The sequence below is a fragment of the Streptomyces avidinii genome (genome assembly GCF_014650695.1).
Lineage (GTDB): Bacteria > Actinomycetota > Actinomycetes > Streptomycetales > Streptomycetaceae > Streptomyces > Streptomyces avidinii.
In genome coordinates this window covers 89,506-104,833 of sequence record NZ_BMVL01000016.1, presented here as the reverse complement: position 1 = coordinate 104,833, position 15,328 = coordinate 89,506, and the positions used below count along the sequence as shown (strand labels likewise).

Below are 15,328 nucleotides of genomic sequence, written 5' to 3'. Positions count from 1 at the left end.
CGCCCCTCGGCCCCCGCGCCATCCCGTACTCTTCGCGCACCGCGACACTCTCGTCACGCTACGCTCCCAAGGAATCCGGCTCCGGCAAAGGCGAAGCATGCCCCAGCACACCTCAGGGTCCGACCGCGCTGCGGTGCCCCCCGCTGCCCGCGGCGGCGTGCGGTCCACCGCGCCCTCGTCCCTGGAGGTGCTGTGGCGCTCGTACAAGGAATCGGGTGACGAGCGGCTGCGGGAGCAGCTGATCCTGCACTACTCGCCCCTGGTCAAGTACGTCGCCGGCCGTGTCAGCGTCGGCCTTCCGCCCAACGTGGAGCAGGCGGACTTCGTCTCCTCCGGGGTCTTCGGGCTGATCGACGCCATCGAGAAGTTCGACATCGACCGGTCGATCAAGTTCGAGACGTACGCGATCACCCGGATCCGCGGCGCGATGATCGACGAGCTGCGGGCACTGGACTGGATCCCCCGCTCGGTCCGGCAGAAGGCGCGCGCCGTGGAGCGGGCCTACGCCACGCTGGAGGCCCAGCTGCGGCGCACCCCGACGGAGAGCGAGGTCGCCGGGGAGATGGGGATCGGGGTGGAGGACCTCCACACCGTCTTCAGCCAGCTGTCGCTGGCCAACGTGGTCGCCCTGGAGGAACTGCTGCACGTCGGCGGGGAGGGCGGCGACCGCCTCTCGCTGATGGACACCCTGGAGGACACCGCGGCCGACAACCCGGTCGCGGTGGCCGAGGACCGCGAACTGCGGCGGCTGCTGGCACGGGCCATCAACACGCTGCCCGAGCGGGAGAAGACCGTGGTGACCCTCTACTACTACGAGGGCCTCACGCTCGCCGAGATCGGCAATGTCCTGGGCGTCACCGAGAGCCGGGTCAGCCAGATCCACACCAAGTCCGTGCTGCAACTGCGCGCGAAGTTGGCGGATGTGGGGAGGTGAGCTTGCGGTACCTCCGTAGAGTGGATGCGTGCCCAGGATTCGAGCGGCCTCCGTGGCCGAGCACCGGTCGATGCAGCGCGGCGCCCTCTTGGACGCTGCGCGTTCTCTGTTGTCCGAAGGCGGGACGGAGGCGCTGACCTTCCCCGCCCTCGCGGAGCGGACCGGGCTGGCCCGGTCCTCCGTGTACGAGTACTTCCGCTCCCGCGCCGCCGTGGTCGAAGAGCTCTGCGCCGTGGACTTCCCCGTGTGGGCCGCCGAGATCGAGGCGGCGATGGAGCAGGCGCAGGCGCCGGAGGAGAAGATCGAGGCCTACGTGCGCAGCCAGTTGGGGCTGGTGGGGGACCGGCGCCACCGTGCGGTGGTGGCCATCTCGGCCAGCGAGCTGGATGCCGGCGCGCGGGAGAAGATCCGTGCGGCCCACGGCGGGCTGGTGGCGATGATCGTCGAGGCGCTGAGCGGCCTGGGGCAGGCGGAGCCGAGGCTGGCCGCGATGCTGCTGCAGGGGGTCGTGGACGCGGCTGTGCGGCGGATCGAGCTCGGCGCGGCGGAGGATCCCGCCGTCGTGACGGAGGCCGCGGTCGCCATGGCCCTGCGGGGCGTCCGGGGCTGAGCTCCGGCCGAGGTCCCCGGGGGCTCCGCGCCGGACCCCGTGCCTCACACGCCGGCGGGGCTGGATTCGGCCGGGTGCTCCGCCGGTAGGAGGCGGGGTGTCGGGCGGGGGAGGAGGGGCAGGGGGTTGAGGTAGGTCTCGCCCGCCAGCAGGCCCCAGTGCAGACACGGCGCCGGGCAGTGCGAGCCCTCTGTCAGGACCGCCACCACCTGGCCCGCCCTGACCTGCTCGCCCTCCGTGACCAGGGGCCGGACCGGCTCGTACGTCGTGCGCAGGCCGTTCGGCAGGGCCAGCGAGAGGACCCCGCGGCCGGCTACGGGGCCCGCGTGGTGGACCCGGCCGGCCGCGACCGCCCGGATCTCCGCGCCCACCGGGGCCGACAGGTCCACGCCGCGGTGGCCGGCCGCGTACGGGGTCGGCGGCGGGTCCCACCAGCGGGCCACCGACAGCGGCGCGGGCAGTGGGCGGACTCCCGGAACGGCCGACTGGGCCAGGGCCAGGAGCAGGCTGAGCAGCAAGGTCGTCATGGGCCACAGCGTCCCGCGCCCGACCCGGCCGTGCCCGGGCCTGTGGACGACCGGGCCGCTGTGGACAACGGCGTCACCCGGCATACCGCCGGGTCCCGTACACTTCTTGTGGCGATCCGGGTCACCGGGTCGACTTCGCACGCCCCAACACCAGCCCGAAACGGCCAGGTGGCAGCGTCTCTCGGTCCCCTCATGGGGGCAGGGCGCGGTGGGGCGTCAGGAACCAAACCGAGAAACCAAGGAGATGGCCATGGCCGTCGTCACGATGCGGGAGCTGCTGGAAAGCGGCGTCCACTTCGGTCACCAGACCCGTCGTTGGAACCCGAAGATGAAGCGCTTCATCTTCACGGAGCGCAACGGCATCTACATCATCGACCTGCTGCAGTCGCTGTCGTACATCGACCGCGCCTACGAGTTCGTGAAGGAGACCGTCGCGCACGGTGGCTCCATCATGTTCGTCGGTACCAAGAAGCAGGCCCAGGAGGCCATCGCCGAGCAGGCGACGCGCGTTGGTATGCCGTACGTCAACCAGCGGTGGCTGGGTGGCATGCTCACCAACTTCTCCACCGTCTACAAGCGCCTTCAGCGTCTGAAGGAGCTTGAGGCGATCGACTTCGAGGACGTCGCCGCCTCGGGTCTCACCAAGAAGGAGCTCCTGGTCCTCTCCCGCGAGAAGACCAAGCTGGAGAAGACCCTCGGTGGTATCCGCGAGATGTCGAAGGTTCCCAGCGCCGTCTGGATCGTCGACACCAAGAAGGAGCACATCGCCGTCGGTGAGGCGCGCAAGCTCCACATCCCGGTCGTCGCGATCCTCGACACCAACTGCGACCCCGACGAGGTCGACTACAAGATCCCGGGCAACGACGACGCGATCCGTTCCGTCACCCTGCTCACCCGCGTGATCGCCGACGCCGTCGCCGAGGGCCTCATCGCCCGCTCCGGCGCTGCGACCGGCGACTCGAAGCCGGGCGAGAAGGCCGCCGCCGAGCCGCTCGCCGAGTGGGAGCGCGACCTGCTCGAGGGTGACAAGAAGGCCGACGAGACCGAGGCCGCCCCGGCTGCCGAGGCTGTCGCCGAGGCCCCGGCCGCCGAGGCTGTCGAGGCTCCGGCCGCCGAGGCTCCGGCCGCTGAGGCTGTCGAGGCTCCGGCCGCCGACGCCGAGCAGGCCTGACCCACTGAGAGCGCCCGGCGTTCATCCGCCGGGCACTCGCAGCACGGACGATGACGGCGGGGGAGCCGCGCCAAAAGCGCGGCGCCTCCGCCGTTCACCCGTAGATCTACGACTTCGAGAGAGAATCCCAGACTCATGGCGAACTACACCGCCGCTGACGTCAAGAAGCTCCGCGAGCTCACCGGCGTCGGCATGATGGACTGCAAGAACGCGCTGGTCGAGTCCGACGGCGACGTCGACAAGGCCATCGAGGCCCTCCGCATCAAGGGTCAGAAGGGCGTCGCCAAGCGCGAGGGCCGTTCTGCCGAGAACGGTGCCGTTGCCTCCCTGATCGCCGACGACAACACCTCCGGTGTCCTCGTCGAGCTGAAGTGCGAGACGGACTTCGTCGCCAAGGGCGACAAGTTCCAGGCGGTCACCAACGAGATCGCCGCGCACATCGCCGCGACCTCCCCGGCCGACATCGAGGCGCTGCTCGCGTCCGAGATCGAGCCCGGCAAGACCGTCCAGGCGTTCGTGGACGAGGCCAACGCCAACCTCGGCGAGAAGATCGTCCTGGACCGCTTCGCGCAGTTCACCGGCGGCTACGTCTCGGCGTACATGCACCGCACCATGCCCGACCTGCCGTTCCAGATCGGCGTCCTGGTCGAGCTGGACAAGGAGAACGCCGAGGTCGCCCGCGGCATCGCGCAGCACATCGCCGCGTTCTCCCCGCAGTGGCTGTCCGCCGAGGACGTTCCGGCCGAGAAGGTCGAGTCCGAGCGTCGCGTGGCCGAAGAGGTCACCCGCGCCGAGGGCAAGCCCGAGGCTGCCATCGCGAAGATCGTCGAAGGCCGCGTCAACGGCTTCTTCAAGGAGAACACCCTCCTTGGCCAGGCGTACGCCCTGGACAACAAGAAGTCGGTCCAGAAGGTCCTGGACGAGGCCGGTGTCACCCTGGTGCGCTTCTCGCGCATCAAGGTCGGCATCTGAGTCCGTCCGTACGCGACGGACACCGGACCCCGGTAGGGTCTGAGGCAGTCGTCCGCGCTCGCGCGAGGCGACCGCAGATCTGACGAGGAGGCCATTGCCGTAGAGGGAACCGCAAGGACCCACCGGCAATGGCCTTCTTCGTATGTGCACGAGGAGATCTCCATGAATCAGGGCGTGGACCCCCACACCGCATCCGACGACAAGAGCGACCAGGACAAGAAGGGCCGCCGCTTCATGCTGAAGCTGTCGGGCGAGGCCTTCTCCGGTGGCGGAGGACTGGGCGTCGACCCCGACGTCGTCCACGCCATCGCGCGTGAGATCGCCGCGGTGGTCCGCGACGGCGCGGAGATCGCCGTCGTGATCGGCGGCGGCAACTTCTTCCGCGGCGCCGAACTCCAGCAGCGCGGCATGGACCGGGCCCGGTCCGACTACATGGGCATGCTCGGAACCGTCATGAACTGCCTCGCACTCCAGGACTTCCTGGAGAAGGAGGGCATCGACTCCCGCGTGCAGACCGCCATCACCATGGGCCAGGTCGCGGAGCCGTACATCCCACTGCGCGCCGTGCGGCACCTGGAGAAGGGCCGGGTCGTCATCTTCGGCGCCGGCATGGGCATGCCCTACTTCTCCACCGACACCACGGCCGCCCAGCGCGCCCTGGAGATCGACGCCGAGGCCCTGCTCATGGGCAAGAACGGTGTCGACGGGGTCTACGACTCCGACCCCAAGAAGAACCCGGACGCGGTGAAGTTCGACGCGCTGGAATACAGCGAGGTCCTCTCCCGCGACCTCAAGGTCGCCGACGCCACCGCCATCACGCTCTGCCGTGACAACAAGCTGCCGATCCTCGTGTTCGAGCTGCTTGCCGAGGGCAATATCGCCCGCGCCGTCAAGGGTGAGAAGATCGGGACGCTCGTGAGCGACCAGGAAACCCGGGCCTGAGCAGTCCGCTTCCGGACCGAGCGGGCCCGCACCGGCCCGCCAGACCCGCCCGCCCGCCTGAACCATCCATTTCTGACATGCAGGAGCACGTGGTGACCGAAGAGATCCTCCTCGAGGCCGAGGAGAAGATGGAAAAGGCCGTCGTCGTCGCCAAGGAAGACTTCGCCGCGATTCGCACCGGCCGTGCGCACCCGGCGATGTTCAACAAGATCGTGGCGGAGTACTACGGCGCCATCACGCCCATCAACCAGCTCGCCTCCTTCTCGGTGCCCGAGCCGCGCATGGCGATCGTGACCCCGTTCGACAAGAGCGCCCTGCGCAACATCGAGCAGGCCATCCGCGACTCCGACCTCGGTGTCAACCCGAGCAACGACGGCAGCATCATCCGGGTGACCTTCCCCGAGCTGACGCAGGACCGCCGCAAGGAGTACATCAAGGTCGCGCGCACCAAGGCCGAGGACTCGAAGATCTCGCTCCGCGCCGTCCGCCGCAAGGCGAAGGACGCCCTTGACAAGCTGGTCAAGGACAAGGAGGCCGGCGAGGACGAGGTGCGCCGCGCCGAGAAGGAGCTCGACGACACCACCGCGAAGTACGTCGCGCAGGTGGACGAGCTCCTGAAGCACAAGGAAGCCGAGCTCCTCGAAGTCTGATGAACGACTCTTCCTGGCAGCCGGAGCCGGTTCCGGCGGGTCCCGCATACGATGCGCAGGTGGGCCCGCACACTCGGCCCATGCCCATCGTGCCCGATGCCGCCGGCCGTGACTTCGACGACCGGGAAGCACGCGATCGGGGGGTCGCCGCCGACAGCGACCCCCTCTTCCGCGCCGATACGCCGCCGCAGGAGCCCATGCCCAGCCCCCCGCCTCCGCATGCCCAGCAGCCGCAGGACGCCTCGCCCCCGCCGCCGAAGAAGCGCGCGGGCCGGGATCTGCGTGCGGCCATAGGGGTCGGCGTGGGCCTCGGCGCGGTGATCTTCGCCTCGCTGTTGATCGTCAAGGCCGTCTTCGTCGGCGTCATCGTCGTCGCGGTCGTGGTCGGCCTGTGGGAGCTGACCTCCCGGCTGCAGGAGCAGAAGGGCATCAAGGCCCCGCTGGTCCCGCTGGCGGTCGGCGGCGCCGCCATGGTCATCGCCGGATACGTCCGGGGGGCCGAGGGTGCCTGGGTCGCCATGGCCCTGACCGTGCTGGCCGTCCTGGTGTGGCGGATGACCGAGCCGCCCGAGGACTACCTCAAGGACGTCACGGCGGGCGCCTTCGCGGCGTTCTACGTGCCCTTCCTGGCCACCTTCGTCGCGATGCTGCTCACCGCCGACGACGGCCCCCAGCGCGTGATCACCTTCCTGCTGCTGACCGTGGTCAGCGACACCGGGGCCTACGCGGTCGGCTGGCGCTTCGGCAAGACCAAGCTCGCTCCGCGCATCAGCCCCGGCAAGACCCGCGAGGGACTGTTCGGCGCGGTGGCCTTCGCGATGGCGGCAGGCGCGCTGTGCATGGAGTTCCTGATCGACGGCGGCTCCTGGTGGCAGGGTCTGCTGCTCGGCCTCGCGGTCGCGGTCAGCGCCACCCTGGGAGACCTGGGCGAGTCGATGATCAAGAGGGACCTCGGCATCAAGGACATGGGCACGCTGCTGCCGGGACACGGCGGCATCATGGACCGGCTGGACTCCCTGCTTCCGACGGCCCCGGTGGTGTGGCTGCTGCTCGCCGCCTTCGTAGGCACCGGCTGACCCGTCCGGGTTATCCTGGAAAGCGCGCCACTCATCAGTGGTGCGCTTTCCCGTTTCTACGGGATGGACCCGTGAGCTCTCCGGGCACCGGGCGTGCCATCACGTCGACTCCGCTTGAGTGCGGAGATCGCCCGCCCAGGGTTCGTCAGATTTGAGGAGTACCACTCATGGCCCCCCGTCCTGTCCCGGGTGAGCTCACTTTCGTCGCCCCTCGCGGGGCCAAGAAGCCGCCCCGGCACCTCGCCGACATGACCCCGGCCGAGCGCCGCGAGGCGGTCGCCGCGATCGGCGAGAAGCCGTTCCGGGCCAAGCAGCTCTCCCAGCACTACTTCGCGCGGTACGCGCACGACCCGGCCGAGTGGACCGACATCCCGGCAGGCTCGCGGGAGAAGCTCCAGCAGGAGCTGCTGCCGGACCTGATGAACGTCATCCGGCACATCTCGTGCGACGACGACACCACCCGCAAGACCCTGTGGAAGCTGCACGACGGCACGCTCGTCGAGTCCGTGCTGATGCGCTACCCCGACCGGGTCACCATGTGCATTTCCTCGCAGGCCGGCTGCGGCATGAACTGCCCGTTCTGCGCCACGGGCCAGGCGGGCCTCGACCGCAACCTCTCCACCGCCGAGATCGTGCACCAGATCGTCGACGGCATGCGGGCCCTGCGCGACGGCGAGGTCCCCGGCGGCCCGGCGCGGCTGTCGAACATCGTCTTCATGGGCATGGGCGAGCCGCTGGCCAACTACAACCGCGTGGTCGGCGCCATCCGCCGGCTCACCGACCCGGAGCCCGACGGCCTGGGCCTGTCGCAGCGCGGCATCACCGTCTCCACCGTCGGCCTGGTCCCGGCCATGCTGCGCTTCGCCGACGAGGGCTTCAAGTGCCGTCTGGCCGTCTCGCTGCACGCCCCCGACGACGAGCTGCGCGACACCCTGGTCCCGGTCAACACTCGCTGGAACGTCCGCGAGGTGCTCGGTGCGGCCTGGGAGTACGCCGAGAAGTCCGGCCGCCGGATCTCGATCGAGTACGCGCTGATCCGCGACATCAACGACCAGGCCTGGCGCGGCGACCTCCTGGGCAAGCTGCTCAAGGGCAAGCGCGTACACGTCAACCTGATCCCGCTGAACCCGACGCCGGGCTCCAAGTGGACCGCCTCGCGACCCGAGGACGAGAAGGCCTTCGTGGAGGCCATCGCCCGCCACGGTGTGCCCGTGACCGTCCGTGACACCAGGGGCCAGGAGATCGATGGCGCCTGCGGCCAGCTGGCCGCCTCGGAGCGCTAGATTCCGCTTCTGTTCGACGTGATTCGGCCACGGGGTACCCTGTGGCCGAACCAATTTCATATTCCGACAGGGGAGCGCCACAGCGCTGAGAGTGCGGTATCCGTCATCCGCAGACCCTCTGAACCTCGCCCCGGTCATTCGGGGTAGGAAGTTCGGTCACCACTCTTGCTGTTGCGCCCTGCCCGGCGTCCGCTCCTGCAGAGCGCCGGGCAGGGCCGCGTCTTCTCCTGGACATCCCAGGAGGAATTCACCAATGAGCACCACCAAGAAGATCGCGGGCGCCGCGCTCGCGGCCGCGCTGGGCGTCACCACGCTCAGCGCCTGTGGCGGCGGCGACGCACAGGACAAGACCGGCGCGAGCGACGCCCCGAAGTCCAAGACCGTCACGCTCGTCTCCCACGACTCCTTCAACGTGACCGACACGGTCCTCAAGGAGTTCGAGCAGCAGAGCGGCTACACCGTCAAGGTGCTGAAGTCCGGGGACGCGGGCGCGGCGCTGAACCAGGAGATCCTCACCAAGGGCTCCCCCCGCGGCGACGTCTTCTTCGGCGTGGACAACACGCTCCTCTCGCGCGCCCTCGACAACGGCATCTTCACGCCGTACGAGGCCAAGGGCCTCGGCGAGGTGAAGCCCGAGTACGTGCTCGACAAGGAACACCGGGTCACCCCGATCGACTCCGGTGACATCTGCGTCAACTACGACAAGGCCTACTTCACCGAGAAGAAGCTCGCCCCGCCGCAGACGCTGGACGACCTGATCAAGCCGGAGTACAAGAACCTGCTGGTCACCGAGAACGCCGCGACCTCCTCGCCCGGCCTCGGCTTCCTGCTCGCCTCCGTCGGCAAGTACGGCGACGAGGGCTGGAAGGACTACTGGAGCAAGCTGAAGGCCAACGGCGTCGAGGTCGTCGACGGCTGGGAGCAGGCCTACAACGAGCGCTTCTCCGGCTCCGCGGGCGGCAAGAAGGCCAAGGGCGACCGCCCGCTGGTCGTCTCCTACGCCTCCAGCCCGCCGGTCGAGGTCCTGTACGGCGAGCCGCAGCCGGCCGAGGCCCCCACGGGCGTGTCCACCGGCACCTGCTTCCGCCAGATCGAGTTCGCGGGTCTGCTGAAGGGCGCCAAGAACGAGGAGGGCGGCAAGGCCCTCGTGGACTTCCTGGTCAGCAAGAAGTTCCAGGAGGACATGCCGCTCCAGATGTTCGTGAACCCGGTGACGAAGGACGCCGTCCTGCCGGAGCTGTTCACCAAGCACGGCGTGGTCGTCGAGAAGCCGGAGAACGTGGCTCCGGAGACCATCGCCAAGAACCGTGAGCAGTGGGTCAAGGCATGGACCTCGCTCGTCGTGAAGTAGGCGGCACCAAGGAGCCGGGCGCGGCGTCGGGGGGCGCCGCGCCCGGCCCCGGCCCCCGCGAGGGGGCGCGGGCGACCGCCGTGCGGCTCGCCCTGATGGCCCTCCCCCTCGCCTTCTTCGGGCTGTTCTTCGCCTACCCCGTCGCCGCGATCGTGGGGCGCGGCCTCAAGACCGACGAGGGGTGGCAGTTCGGCCGGTTCGCGGAGGTGCTGACCCGGCCCGACATCGCCGACGTGCTGTGGTTCACCACCTGGCAGGCGCTCGCCTCCACCCTGCTCACGCTGGTGATCGCCCTCCCCGGCGCCTACGTCTTCGCCCGCTTCGAGTTCCCCGGCAAGCAACTGCTGCGGGCCTTGGTGACCGTTCCCTTCGTCCTGCCCACCGTGGTGGTCGGCACCGCCTTCCTCGCGCTGCTGGGGCGGGGCGGACTGACCGACGAGCTGCTGGGCGTCCGGCTCGACACCACCGTCTGGGCGATCCTGCTCGCGCACGTCTTCTTCAACTACGCCGTCGTCGTCCGCACGGTCGGCGGGCTGTGGGCCCAGCTGGATCCGCGCCAGGAGGAGGCCGCCCGGGTGCTGGGCGCCGGGCGGTTCACCGCCTGGCGGCGGGTGACGCTGCCCGCACTGGTCCCGGCGGTGGCCGCCGCCTCGCTGATGGTGTTCCTGTTCACCTTCAGCTCCTTCGGCGTCGTACTGATCCTGGGCGGGCCCGCGTACTCCACCCTGGAGGTGGAGGTCTACCGGCAGACCGCGCAACTCCTGGACCTGTCGACGGCCGCCGTACTGACGATGGTGCAGTTCGCCGCGATCGGCGGGATCCTCGCCGTGCACGCCTGGACCGTGCGCAGGCGCGAGACCGCGCTGCGGCTGGTGGACCCGGGCCGCACCACGCACCCGCCGCGCGGCTGGGCCCAGCGCACCCTGCTGTGCGGCGTGCTCCTGACCGTCGCGCTGCTGATCGTGCTGCCGCTGGGCGTCCTGGTCGAACGGTCCTTCGACACCCCCGGTGGCTACGGTCTCGGCTACTACCGGGCGCTGCAGGACGCGGGCGCCGGTGGCGGGACCTTCCTGGTGGCGCCCCTGGAGGCGATCTGGAACTCCCTGCAGTACGCGCTGGCCGCCACCGCGATCGCCCTGTTCGTCGGGGGACTCGCTGCCGCGGCACTCACCCGGCGCGGTGGCCGCTTCGTACGGGGCTTCGACGCGATGCTGATGCTCCCGCTCGGGGTGTCCGCGGTGACGGTGGGCTTCGGTTTCCTGATCACCCTCGACGAGCCGCCGCTGGACCTGCGGACCTCATGGATCCTCGTGCCGCTGGCCCAGGCGCTGGTGGGCGTGCCCTTCGTCGTACGGACCATGCTGCCGGTACTGCGCGCGGTGGACGGGCGGCTGCGGGAGGCCGCCGCGGTACTCGGCGCCTCGCCCTTGCGGGCCTGGCGGGAGGTGGACCTTCCACTGGTGCGGCGGGCGCTGCTGATCGCGGCCGGGTTCGCCTTCGCGGTGTCGCTGGGGGAGTTCGGCGCGACCGTGTTCATCGCGCGGGCGGACCGGCCGACGCTGCCGGTGGCCGTGGCGCGGCTGCTGGGGCGGGCCGGCGAGCTGAACTACGGGCAGGCGATGGCCCTGAGCACGATTCTGATGCTGGTGTGCGCGGCGTCCCTGCTGGTGCTGGAGCGGCTGCGCCCCGACAAGACCTCCGGAGAGTTCTGATGACGCTGCTTCAGCTGGAAGGGGTCTCGGTCCGCTTCGGTGAGCGCGCGGCCGTGGACGCCGTGGACCTCGCGGTCGCCGAGCACGAGGTCGTGTGCGTGCTGGGGCCGAGCGGGAGCGGCAAGTCGACTCTGCTGCGGGTCGTCGCCGGGCTCCAGCAGGTCTCCGGCGGCCGGGTCCTGCTGGGCGGAGCCGACCAGGCCGGCGTACCGGTGCACCGGCGCGGCGTGGGCCTGATGTTCCAGGACCACCAGCTCTTCCCGCACCGCGATGTCGGGTCGAACGTCTCCTTCGGGCTGCGGATGCGGCGGGCCGGGCGGTCCTCGTACGCGGCCGAGGTCGCTCAGCTGCTGGAACTGGTCGGGCTCCCCGGAGCCCAGGGCCGGGCGGTGGCCTCCCTGTCGGGCGGCGAGCAGCAGCGGGTGGCGCTGGCCCGGGCGCTGGCTCCGTCGCCGCGGCTGCTGATGCTGGACGAACCGCTGGGCCAGTTGGACCGGGGGCTTCGGGAGCGGCTCGTCGTGGAGCTGCGCGGGCTGTTCTCCCGGCTGGGCACGACCGTACTTGCCGTCACCCACGACCAGGGCGAGGCCTTCGCCCTGGCCGACCGGGTGGTGGTGATGCGGGACGGCCGGATCGCGCAGGCCGGCACCCCGCTGGAGGTGTGGCAGCGGCCCGCGTCGGAGTTCGTGGCGCGGTTCCTCGGCTTCGAGAACGTGGTCCCGGCCGTGGTCTCGGGTACCGGCGCCGCCACGGTGTGGGGCAGGGTGCCGGTGCCGGCCGGATCGCCCGAGGGGGAGCAGCGGCTGCTGATCCGCCCTGCGGGGGTCGCGCTCTGCGCGGCGGGGCTGCGGTGCGAGGTGGTGTCCCGCACCTTCCGCGGCACGCACGTCGCGCTGCTGCTGCGGCCGGAGGCGGGTCCGGTGCTGGAGGCGGAGTGCGGGCTGGCGGGGGCGCCGGCCGTGGGGGACCGGGTCGCGGTGACCTTCACCCCCGCCGAGGTGGTCGTCCTTCCGCCGCCGACTCCCTAGGCGACGGAGCGGGGACTGTCTAGGGGCGGATGCCGTCGCAGGCGATCGGCAGGTGGCGCGGGCCGCGCAGGACAGCGTTCTGGCGGTACTGCGGCGGGTCCTCCAGCAGCCGCGGGTTCTCCAGCCGGCGGGCCAGTTCGCTCAGCGCCAGCTGGGCCTCCTGCCGGGCCAGTGGGGCGCCGAAGCAGCTGTGGATGCCGCTGCCGAGGCCGAGGTGCTGGATGTCCTTGCGGTCCGGGTCGAAGCGGTCCGGATCCTCGAACCGCTTCGGGTCACGATTCCCGGAGGCCAGCATCAGCCAGACGGACGCGCCCTTGGGGATGGTGACACCGGCGACCTCGACGTCGGAGAGGGTGGTGCGCTGGGGCAGCAGCTGCACGGGCGGCTCGTAGCGCAGCAGTTCCTCGACGATCGGGACCGCCAGGTCCGGGTCGTCGCGCAGCCGTTGGAGGACGTCCGGGTGGCGCAGCAGGGTCAGCATGCCGTTGGTGATGAGGTTGACCGTGGTCTCGTGGCCGGCGATCAGCAGCAGGGCGGAGGTGCTGAGAGCCTCCATGGTGGTCATCGCGCCGTCCGGGCCGTCCGCCGTCGCCAGCTGGGACAGCATGTCGTCGCCGGGCTTCTTGCGGCGTTCCTCGATCAGCCCGGCCAGGTACATGCCCAGCTCCATCCGGGCGTCCATCGAACCCTTGCCGTGCTGCGTGGGATCGGCGTCCGGGTCGGGGTCCAGGCTGGCGGCCAGGGTCTCCGCCCACACGTGGAAGCGCGGCTCGTCCTCGCGGGGCACACCGAGGAGCCGGCAGATGACCGTGACCGGGAAGGGGTACGCGAACTGGTCGACCAGGTCGATCCGGTCCAGCTGCCCGGTCTCCACGATGCCGTCGATCAGCCCGGTGACGAGGCCGCCCAGTTCGTCGCGCATGTCGTGCACCCGGTGGGGGGCGTGCGGGGGGCCGAAAGGCCGGTTCGTCATCCGCCGCAGACGGTCGTGGTCGGGCGGGTCGAGCTTGAGGAACGACGGGGGCAGGGTCGTCCCCTCCTCGTCGGACTGACTCCCCAGCGGATCGTCGCCGGTCGCCTTCAGGTTCTTGGCGTCGGAGCTGATTCGCGGGTCGTGCAGGAGGCTGTGGATCTCGTAGTACGTGCTGACGACGTACGGGCCGTCCCCGTCCTGGGACACCGGCGTCTTGCGGAGCTCCTCGTACAGCGGGTACGGATTCGCGCGGTTCGCGTAGGCGATGATCTCCCGCAGGATGGCTTGTGTCATGACAGGTCCTCGTGATCCTCGGGGGAGGGCGCGGTGCGGTCGCGGCGCGGCCGGTGGTGCGCGGGGACGAAGGTCATCGGCCGGGGGTGAAGGTCATCTTCCGGTCGGCCGGCGAGTAGCCGCTCAGCGTGATGGTCGGCCCGTGGGTCGGGACCGAGGGGTCGGGGAAGTCGGCCGGCAGCGGCTTGATTCCGTCGGACCTGCGGTCCACCGTGGAGAACGGCGGCGGGAACGGCGCGGTGGACTCGATCTGCTGCTCGTAGAACGGCAGCCAGCGGCAGTTGTCGAAGGTGACGGCGGCGATCATGCGCCCCTGGTACCCGTACACGGCCGCGAACCGGCGCTCGGCGAGCGAGCCCTGCGTGATCATGATCTCGGTGCCCATCGGCGGTACCCCGACCGACTTGATGTTCACGCCGAACTGCGAGGACCAGAACGCCGGAACCCACAGGTGGGGACGCCGGTCGGTGCTCTCGCTCAGCATGTTGTGCGCGGCGGTGTCGGCCTGTGCGACGGCATTGCCCCAGTGCTCCAGCGACAGGAACTGGTAACCGAACAGGGCGTGCGGGGAACGTGCCACGTCACCCGCCACGTAGATGTCGTCGGTGACGATGCCGCGGACGTCGAAGGCTCGGCAGCCCGCGTCGCAGGCGATGCCCCGCGGACCGGCGCCCAGCCCGGAGCCGGCCAGCCACTCGGTGTTGCGCTGCGCCCCCAGCGAGACGACCACCACCTCCGCCTCCACGGTGGACCCGTCGGAGAGGTGAGCGGCGCGCACCCGCCCGGAGGGATCGCTTTCCAGCGAGGTCACCATGACCCCGGTGCGCAGGTCGACGCCGTTCTCCCGGTGCATCCCGGCCGCCACCTCGCCGATGACCCCGCCCAGCGCACCGACCAGCGGTGCCTCGCCCCGTTCGGCGACGGTGACGTCCAGGCCGCGCTCGCGGCAGGCGGAGGCGATCTCGGATCCGGTGAACCCGGCGCCGATGACCAGCACCCGGCGGGGGCCGGCGGCGAGGGCCCGTTGCAGCCCTTCGCCGTCGTCGCGGGTGCGCAGCACGAAGACGCCCTGCAGGGCGCCCTCCTCGGCGTTGGGCCAGGGCCTGGCGCGCACACCGGTGGCGATCAGCAGCCGGTCGTACTCGACCTCGTCGCCGTTGCCGAGCCGGACCCGGCGGGCGGCCATGTCCAGGCCCGTGGCCGGGACACCGAGGCGCCAGTCGGCATCGATCGCCCGGCGGCGGGGGAGCGCCGTGTGATCGGCGACCGCGTTGCCGAGCAGGACCTGCTTGGACAGTGGAGGCCGGTCGTACGGCTCGTACGGTTCGTCGCCGATCATCGTCAGCGAACCGGCGAAGCCCTTCTCGCGCATGGTCTCGGCGGCTCGCAGCCCGGCCAGTGAAGCGCCGACGACGACGATGCGGCCCTCGCGCTTGAGGTGCTCCAGGGATCCGTCGCGCATTCCTGCTCCGGTCACCGCGCGCCTCCGGAAGCGGATCCGGCTCCGGCCACGGCCTGCGGGGCAGCCATCTTCGCCATGTCCTCGTCCGTGATCTCCAGCAGGATGGCCTGGACCGGACAGGCCGCCACGGCGCGCAGGACGTCCTCGCGCTGCTCGGGGTCGGCGTTCGGGTTGTAGAGCAGCGACTCGTCCCCGTGCATGGCAAAGACATCGGGCGCGAGGAATGCGCACTGGGCGTATCCCTGGCAGCGGTTGAGGTCGACGACAAGCCTCATGACGGTTCTGCCTTTCCCTCGGCCGTTCCTCCCCGTCACCCCCCGGTTCCTCTCCATCACCCAGCATG

General features: G+C 70.5%; 15 protein-coding genes. 11 read left to right on the top strand and 4 right to left on the bottom strand.

What is annotated here, in order from left to right:
* The first annotated feature begins 97 nt into the window (after positions 1–97).
* Both whiG and IE257_RS31605 read left to right on the top strand, forming a co-directional pair.
* Entirely contained in the window at positions 98–934 is an 837-nt protein-coding gene (gene whiG / locus IE257_RS31610) for an RNA polymerase sigma factor WhiG (RefSeq protein ID WP_030386395.1), read from the top strand.
* Positions 935–986: 52 nt separating this feature from the next.
* Positions 987–1,544, top strand: coding sequence for a TetR/AcrR family transcriptional regulator (locus IE257_RS31605; RefSeq protein WP_189973350.1), 558 nt, complete (start codon positions 987–989; stop codon positions 1,542–1,544).
* 44 nt (positions 1,545–1,588) lie between these two features.
* Here the strand turns inward: IE257_RS31605 and IE257_RS31600 are convergent, their stop codons facing one another.
* A complete protein-coding gene (locus tag IE257_RS31600) occupies positions 1,589–2,071 on the bottom strand; it encodes a M23 family metallopeptidase (protein WP_189973283.1) in 483 nt (160 codons plus the stop codon).
* A 250-nt stretch (positions 2,072–2,321) separates the two neighbouring features.
* Here IE257_RS31600 and rpsB point away from each other — a divergent pair, with 250 nt between their 5' ends.
* From rpsB to IE257_RS31555, 9 genes are all read left to right on the top strand, one after another.
* Positions 2,322–3,242: a 30S ribosomal protein S2 gene (rpsB, locus tag IE257_RS31595; protein ID WP_189973282.1), complete on the top strand. Its 921-nt coding sequence runs from the start codon at positions 2,322–2,324 to the stop codon at positions 3,240–3,242.
* A gap of 135 nt (positions 3,243–3,377) precedes the next feature.
* Entirely contained in the window at positions 3,378–4,214 is an 837-nt protein-coding gene (gene tsf, locus IE257_RS31590) for a translation elongation factor Ts (protein WP_189973281.1), read from the top strand.
* 162 nt (positions 4,215–4,376) lie between these two features.
* The gene (gene pyrH, locus IE257_RS31585) at positions 4,377–5,156 is read left to right on the top strand and encodes a UMP kinase (protein WP_030016384.1); all 780 of its coding nucleotides are present in this window, start codon (positions 4,377–4,379) and stop codon (positions 5,154–5,156) included.
* 92 nt (positions 5,157–5,248) lie between these two features.
* Entirely contained in the window at positions 5,249–5,806 is a 558-nt protein-coding gene (frr, locus tag IE257_RS31580) for a ribosome recycling factor (protein WP_030016386.1), read from the top strand.
* Positions 5,806–6,882: a phosphatidate cytidylyltransferase gene (locus IE257_RS31575; RefSeq protein ID WP_189973280.1), complete on the top strand. Its 1,077-nt coding sequence runs from the start codon at positions 5,806–5,808 to the stop codon at positions 6,880–6,882. The genes frr and IE257_RS31575 overlap by 1 nt, the downstream gene beginning before the upstream one ends.
* 167 nt (positions 6,883–7,049) lie before the next feature.
* Positions 7,050–8,165 carry a dual-specificity RNA methyltransferase RlmN gene (gene rlmN, locus IE257_RS31570; RefSeq protein WP_189973279.1) on the top strand — a complete coding sequence of 372 codons (1,116 nt, stop codon included), beginning with the start codon at positions 7,050–7,052 and terminating at the stop codon, positions 8,163–8,165.
* A 253-nt stretch (positions 8,166–8,418) separates the two neighbouring features.
* The gene (locus tag IE257_RS31565) at positions 8,419–9,516 is read left to right on the top strand and encodes a thiamine ABC transporter substrate-binding protein (protein WP_189973278.1); all 1,098 of its coding nucleotides are present in this window, start codon (positions 8,419–8,421) and stop codon (positions 9,514–9,516) included.
* A 95-nt stretch (positions 9,517–9,611) separates the two neighbouring features.
* Positions 9,612–11,228 carry an ABC transporter permease gene (locus IE257_RS31560; RefSeq protein WP_189973349.1) on the top strand — a complete coding sequence of 539 codons (1,617 nt, stop codon included), beginning with the start codon at positions 9,612–9,614 and terminating at the stop codon, positions 11,226–11,228.
* Positions 11,228–12,256 (top strand): ABC transporter ATP-binding protein, encoded by a 1,029-nt coding sequence (locus tag IE257_RS31555; protein WP_189973277.1) that lies wholly within the window; start codon positions 11,228–11,230, stop codon positions 12,254–12,256. Before IE257_RS31560 ends, IE257_RS31555 begins: the two co-directional genes overlap by 1 nt.
* 19 nt (positions 12,257–12,275) lie before the next feature.
* Here IE257_RS31555 and IE257_RS31550 read toward each other — a convergent pair whose 3' ends face one another.
* The 3 genes from IE257_RS31550 to IE257_RS31540 all read right to left on the bottom strand — a co-directional run bounded on the left by IE257_RS31550 (position 12,276) and on the right by IE257_RS31540 (position 15,260).
* Positions 12,276–13,523 carry a cytochrome P450 gene (locus IE257_RS31550; RefSeq protein ID WP_189973276.1) on the bottom strand — a complete coding sequence of 416 codons (1,248 nt, stop codon included), beginning with the start codon at positions 13,521–13,523 and terminating at the stop codon, positions 12,276–12,278.
* 73 nt (positions 13,524–13,596) lie between these two features.
* Entirely contained in the window at positions 13,597–14,985 is a 1,389-nt protein-coding gene (locus tag IE257_RS31545) for an NAD(P)/FAD-dependent oxidoreductase (protein WP_189973275.1), read from the bottom strand.
* 11 nt (positions 14,986–14,996) lie between these two features.
* On the bottom strand, positions 14,997–15,260 hold the full coding sequence (locus IE257_RS31540; RefSeq protein ID WP_189973274.1) for a ferredoxin: 264 nt from the start codon (positions 15,258–15,260) through the stop codon (positions 14,997–14,999).
* Positions 15,261–15,328: the final 68 nt, after the last annotated feature.

Bases quoted from the DNA above. Each gene is read 5' to 3' on its own strand.
- rpsB (WP_189973282.1), top strand. From the start codon at position 2,322: ATGGCCGTCGTCACGATGCGGGAGCTGCTGGAAAGCGGCGTCCACTTC.
- IE257_RS31550 (WP_189973276.1), bottom strand. From the start codon at position 13,523: ATGACACAAGCCATCCTGCGGGAGATCATCGCCTACGCGAACCGCGCG.
- IE257_RS31565 (WP_189973278.1), top strand. From the start codon at position 8,419: ATGAGCACCACCAAGAAGATCGCGGGCGCCGCGCTCGCGGCCGCGCTG.
- whiG (WP_030386395.1), top strand. From the start codon at position 98: ATGCCCCAGCACACCTCAGGGTCCGACCGCGCTGCGGTGCCCCCCGCT.
- IE257_RS31555 (WP_189973277.1), top strand. From the start codon at position 11,228: ATGACGCTGCTTCAGCTGGAAGGGGTCTCGGTCCGCTTCGGTGAGCGC.
- IE257_RS31545 (WP_189973275.1), bottom strand. From the start codon at position 14,985: ATGCGCGACGGATCCCTGGAGCACCTCAAGCGCGAGGGCCGCATCGTC.
- pyrH (WP_030016384.1), top strand. From the start codon at position 4,377: ATGAATCAGGGCGTGGACCCCCACACCGCATCCGACGACAAGAGCGAC.
- tsf (WP_189973281.1), top strand. From the start codon at position 3,378: ATGGCGAACTACACCGCCGCTGACGTCAAGAAGCTCCGCGAGCTCACC.
- IE257_RS31600 (WP_189973283.1), bottom strand. From the start codon at position 2,071: ATGACGACCTTGCTGCTCAGCCTGCTCCTGGCCCTGGCCCAGTCGGCC.
- rlmN (WP_189973279.1), top strand. From the start codon at position 7,050: ATGGCCCCCCGTCCTGTCCCGGGTGAGCTCACTTTCGTCGCCCCTCGC.
- IE257_RS31560 (WP_189973349.1), top strand. From the start codon at position 9,612: ATGGCCCTCCCCCTCGCCTTCTTCGGGCTGTTCTTCGCCTACCCCGTC.
- IE257_RS31575 (WP_189973280.1), top strand. From the start codon at position 5,806: ATGAACGACTCTTCCTGGCAGCCGGAGCCGGTTCCGGCGGGTCCCGCA.
- IE257_RS31540 (WP_189973274.1), bottom strand. From the start codon at position 15,260: ATGAGGCTTGTCGTCGACCTCAACCGCTGCCAGGGATACGCCCAGTGC.